At 61.6% G+C, this 1666-nt stretch carries 2 protein-coding genes; both read right to left on the bottom strand.

All coding sequences use genetic code 11. The features are described from left to right. Positions 1-314: 314 nt before the first annotated feature. Positions 315-632, bottom strand: a complete 318-nt coding sequence (locus ACT84W_RS09640) for a hypothetical protein (protein WP_444329048.1) — start codon at positions 630-632, stop codon at positions 315-317. 21 nt (positions 633-653) lie between these two features. Next, the gene (locus ACT84W_RS09635; RefSeq protein ID WP_444329047.1) at positions 654-992 is read right to left on the bottom strand and encodes a cupin domain-containing protein; all 339 of its coding nucleotides are present in this window, start codon (positions 990-992) and stop codon (positions 654-656) included. Positions 993-1666 lie beyond the last annotated feature (674 nt).

Genomic DNA, 1666 nt, shown 5'->3' with positions numbered 1-1666 from the left:
CAGCCTAGGTCCCCCGGTCATCGGGGCTGCCTCGTCCCCAAACGACCGGGGGACATGGGCTCATCTCATGCAACAAACCCCAGATGACGGGTGACACAGGCTCAGATCTCAACTCAAACCCCAGATGAGGGGTGACACAGGCTCGAACTTCTTGTTCCTGAACCCTAAATCGGGAACAACGGTATTTCGGTTTATGCCAAACCAAAAAATTGCGGTAACGACGGGAGCATGGCTTATGCCATACCTCAGAAAAGAAATTCCGGGGCCCGCCGATCCCGACGAGCCCCGGATAACGATCCATTAAGTCCAATCCCCTAAAAAAGCGTGAGCTGCAGCACCTTGCAGGCACAGACCGGCTCGACCGCGTGCAGGGTGCCGGCGGGGACCATGAGCACGTCGCCAGCAGCCATCCGCACGCCGTTGACGTCAGCCTCGCCCTCGACGAGGTAGTACAGGGTGTCGCCCGCGTAGGTCTCTTCGCTCACGGACTCGCCCTCGTCGAAGGCCAGAAGCGTACCGGCGAGCGCATCGCCGATGCGCGTGAGCGAGCGGCTCGAAACCTGTCCGGGCCGCACCTCGACGAGCGAGGAGAGCGGCGCGACGGCATCGGTCGGAAGGTTACGGAACGGCATGGGTTTCTCTCCCCCTCCCGTCTACGACGCGAAAACGACGACGAGCAGCATCTTGAAGGCGGTGACGCCGCGCACCGAATGAGGCGCGCCCGCAGGAATCACGATGGACTGCCCCGCGCCGACCTCGTGCGCGACGCCGTTGATGGTGATCTCGCCCGCGCCCTCCAGCACGTTGACCATGGCGTCTCCGCCGGCGGCATGGCTGCTCATGCCCTCGTCCGCATCGATGGCGAAGAGCGTGACCTTGGTCGCGGGGGTCTGCGAGAGGGTGAGGCTGTTCACGCGCCCCTCCTCGACCTGGACGAGGTCGGCGAGGGTAAAGACGGATTCCTTCAAGACGTTCTTTATGAGCTCGGACATGGTTGGGTCCTTTCTATGGCCTGTAACTTGACCTGCAATTCCTCCCTACTCTACCCGAATGTGCGCAAACAGCATCAGAGGCAATGGGAGCGGATTGACTTTGAGGGATGGGAGCGGATGGCCTTTGAGGCTTTGTTGCGCCAACGACCAGAGACGCTGGGCCGAAAGTTGAGACCGTCGGTAACGGCTGCGCCGGAATCCCCGACCGTCGGTAATGTCACGCGGGAATCCCCGACCGTCGGTAACAAACGCACCAGAATCCCCGACCGTCGGTACTGACACTCCTTGAAACCCGTGCGAAGAAGGGGCAAAAGTGGCGTTTCTCACCAGAATCCGGGAGCGTCGGTAGAATCCGCGTCGGAATGGTCGACCGTCGGTACCGACGCTCCAGGAATATGGTGCAGCGTTATCGACGCCCCCGGATTCCCGTGCATCGTTACCGACGCCCCCCGGATTCCCGTGCATCGTTACCGACGCCCGGAGATCAACGTGCAGCACTACCGATGCCCCCAAGATTCCTGCGCACAGAGCCCAGCATTCCTACCTCCCCACACAAAAGCGCCCTGTGCCGAGTCGCTTGGCACAGGGCGCCTGCTTTACGCAAAGCTATGAGTCACGCAGGTGAGCCTTGGAACTGGGCCACACGACCCGAGGCTGCTGTTTACTCGGCAGCC

This window comes from Paratractidigestivibacter sp., assembly GCF_052362415.1.
In the GTDB taxonomy this organism is placed as follows: Bacteria; Actinomycetota; Coriobacteriia; order Coriobacteriales; family Atopobiaceae; genus Paratractidigestivibacter.
This window is presented reverse-complemented; position numbering and strand designations above follow the sequence as displayed.

Coding starts and splice junctions, on each gene's coding strand:
- ACT84W_RS09640 (WP_444329048.1), bottom strand. CDS start 632: ATGCCGTTCCGTAACCTTCCGACCGATGCCGTCGCGCCGCTCTCCTCG.
- ACT84W_RS09635 (WP_444329047.1), bottom strand. CDS start 992: ATGTCCGAGCTCATAAAGAACGTCTTGAAGGAATCCGTCTTTACCCTC.